Origin of the sequence: Burkholderia sp. DN3021 (assembly GCF_049805555.1) — a bacterium.
GTDB classification, from domain to species: Bacteria; Pseudomonadota; Gammaproteobacteria; order Burkholderiales; family Burkholderiaceae; genus Burkholderia; species Burkholderia pyrrocinia_C.
Map to the genome: position 1 here is coordinate 1 of NZ_JBNCAB010000181.1, position 3183 is coordinate 3183.

At 56.4% G+C, this 3183-nt stretch carries 5 pseudogenes; 2 read left to right on the top strand and 3 right to left on the bottom strand.

The window, feature by feature from the left end:
• Together ACPUER_RS36110 and ACPUER_RS36115 are read right to left on the bottom strand one after the other, a co-directional pair.
• Positions 1-152: pseudogene (locus ACPUER_RS36110) on the bottom strand (integrase core domain-containing protein); the annotation flags it as partial.
• A gap of 40 nt (positions 153-192) precedes the next feature.
• A pseudogene (locus ACPUER_RS36115) lies at positions 193-1130 on the bottom strand (IS3 family transposase); the annotation flags it as partial.
• On the opposite strand from ACPUER_RS36115, the pseudogene ACPUER_RS36120 reads away from it, so the two are divergent.
• Together ACPUER_RS36120 and ACPUER_RS36125 are read left to right on the top strand one after the other, a co-directional pair.
• Positions 1131-1439 (top strand): annotated as a pseudogene (locus ACPUER_RS36120) (integrase core domain-containing protein); the annotation flags it as partial.
• Positions 1426-1824: pseudogene (locus tag ACPUER_RS36125) on the top strand (transposase); the annotation flags it as partial. The pseudogenes ACPUER_RS36120 and ACPUER_RS36125, both read left to right, overlap by 14 nt.
• 192 nt (positions 1825-2016) lie before the next feature.
• Here ACPUER_RS36125 and ACPUER_RS36130 read toward each other — a convergent pair.
• A pseudogene (locus tag ACPUER_RS36130) lies at positions 2017-3183 on the bottom strand (hypothetical protein); the annotation flags it as partial.

Here is a 3183-nt window from a genome sequence, read left to right on the forward strand (position 1 = left end):
CCACCGAGTGAGCCGTGCGGGCGGCGCCAGTTGTAGTCGAACTGCCACTCCTCAATTCGTCGGTCAATCTCGTCCTCGGTCGGCGCATGGTGGCACCAGAACTCGTTGCGGTCAGTAAGCTGTGAACGCTCGACCTTGCCATTGAGGTGTGGGGGTAATCCCCCCGTTTTCCACGGGGTTCAGAAGTAGAAACTAAGCGGCCATGGCCAACCGCTGCTTTGGCGTAAATCCACCCAAGGCCATGTTCGGGCGGTCATGATTGTAAGTCCACATCCAATCGGTCGCGAAGCGCTGCACGTGGTCCAAGTCTTCCCAGTGGTACTGCGATAGCCATTCGTACCGCACGGTCCGGTTGAATCGTTCGACATACGCATTCTGCTGCGGCTTGCCCGGTTGGATGTAGTCGAGCCTGATGCCGTACTGTCGGGCCCATTCGACGATCGCCGCGCTCAGGTACTCGGGCCCGTTATCGCACCGAATCGCTTTGGGCCTGCCGCGCCAACCTATGATCTGCCGCAGCGCACGAATCACGCGTGCCGACGGCAATGAGAAGTCGATCTCGATGCCGAGTGCCTCGCGGTTGAAGTCGTCGATCACGTTGAACAGCCGGATGCTGCGTCCGTCGGACAGTTGATCGTGCATGAAGTCCATCGACCAAACCTGGTTGACGGCGCACGGCACCGCCAGCGGCTCCGGTACCTGCCTGACCAGCCGCTTGCGCGGCTTGATCCGCAAGTTCAACTCCAGTTCGCAATAGATCCGGTACACGCGCTTGTGATTCCAGCCGAAGCCTTTCACGTTGCGCAGGTACAGGAAGCACAGTCCGAAGCCCCAGTTCCGGTGGTTGTCCGTCAGGCGCAGCAGCCAGTTCGCAATCTCGTCGTTCTCGGCGGTGCGCCGACCAACGTACCGATAACAGGCCTGGCTGATCCCAAATACCTCACATGCCAGCCGGATCGATACGCCCCGGCTGGACACCGCTCGCATGGCCATCTCACGCCGGCAAGATGGCCTCAATCTTTTTTTGCGAGCGCCTCCGCTACGATCTCGGCCTTGATCTTCTCCTCGACGTACATCTTGCGCAGCCGGGCGTTCTCGGCCTCCAGTTCCTTCATCCGCGCGATCAGCGAAACCATGCGCCGACCGAGGACGAGATTGACCGACGAATTGAGGAGTGGCAGTTCGACTACAACTGGCGCCGCCCGCACGGCTCACTCGGTGGCAAGACGCCCGTTGACCGCATCGCAGAAGTGGGCGAAATCACACCTCTCGCGGAGCAGGTGGAAAGCGCCTACGACGGGCGGAAAGAGCGAATCCGGCATCGCGAATGGCGAGTTGACAAGACCCTTGGCGAACATCATCGGCGCGCGCTTGAACTCGAGTCTCTTACCGGAGCCACGAACTCAAGCGCGCCAAGAAAACGGCATTCAAGAAAGTGAAACGATGTCTGTGAATCGCACATTTAACCAGTTCGTCGACACGTACGCGGCCAAGTACCCAAAGGCCATCGAGAAACTCACAAAGGATCGCGATGCGTTGCTCGCGTTCTACGACTTCCCTGCCGAACACTGGCAGCACGTGCGGACCACGAATCCGATCGAATCAACGTTCGCGACGGTGCGCCATCGCACGAGCCGCACGCGTAACTGTCTATCGCGCGCGAGCTTCATCGCCATGGCGTTCAAGCTGATTGAAGCCGCCGAGAAGTCGTGGAGGAAAATCCGCGGCGTCAACAAGATCGAGCCGCTTCTGAAGGGCATTCCCTTCAGGGACGGAATCCCGGTGACTGAAAGCACACCGGCTCCTCAAGCGCTGGCCGCCTGATCATGCCGCCCGACCCGCGTACACCAGACTTGACGATTGCTCTTGATCTCTTCACATCCTCATCCCTGCGGCCTCAGTGGCATCATGCCAGCGTCCGAACGGTTTTTCGAGGTGCCCAGTACTTCCGGAAAGCTTAGTAACAGTCACTGAGCTCAAGGCGCTCCTTCTCGGCGTTTGGCTTCACGCCGATGTTTACTCCTGGTTTATCTGTGGCAGCAGCATGGCAAATTTTTTGATTAATTCCTCAAATTTGACAATGTCTTTTGCTTGAAATTGTAAGTGCTCTCCATCCCCATAATCAACAACATCTTCAAAATCTATTGGCCAGAAACGTTCATTATCGGCGTCATAAATAACGTTACTTAAATGTAGGTCTCTGTGATGAAGATGTAAGTCGCCCAAATCTGAAATCATTTTCAGATAAAGTTCCATTGCGTTTTTGGGGATGTCATTTTGAGCCAAATCTGCAACTGGGGTGCCTGGAATTTTTGTCATACGAAGGAAGACGTTCCCCCCGTCGTCACAATAAACCTCCGAGCTGGTGGCGCCGTAAAATTTGTTAAAATATGAAGATTCCATCTTTGCTGCATCCAATGCCTTTCCCATATCCTTTATTAAAACACTTGAGTCATTCGGATCTCGTATAACAAGTCCAAAAGAACCCGATGCTACTAATAGTCCTTCCTGTTGATATTTTTTTTTACGTTCCTCAAGAGGAGATGACAGAGGAATAGCGAGCTTCAGACCGGGCTTTTTCTTTAGTTTTGAACTTGAAGGAACTGGGAGGGATGTAGAGGAGTCGTGCTCGCCGGAGCGCTTGCGCGGCGTGTCGCCGTCGATGACGCGATCGGCTTCGGCCAGCCCCTGATGCAGGCTGCCCGATTCGTTGTACACGCCTGCCCGAAGACGCGCGCCGAGACGGTCGCTCTCCAGGCCCAATCGCGAACCGTCGAAGCTGCGCGCCGAGCCCATCCTGGCGGATCCGTACGTTGGGCTGGACACGCGATCGAGATGATCGGCAAGCGTTGCGGCACGATCGGCCGATGTCCTTGGCGGGTTCGACGAGGCGGAATTCGCACGATGCCGCAGCGTTTCCGGCGTGAGGCTCGCGTCTTGCCTCACGCCTAGTATCACATTCGTCAGCGATGTGCGCGAGTAGTCACGCTGCGAAGCTGAGACGCTTTCCCCGTTTTGCTGAAGTTGGTGAAGCGCGCTTGGCGCCGATGTCGAGGAGATGCTGGGCATGGTATATGTTCGATTGTCTAGGGGAGCTATCGTTGGAAGTGGTGTACGCGGCGTAGGGAGGAGGCAGGAGAAGGCGGTGGCGATTGAAGGAGAATGTTGCTTCTCACGGTAACA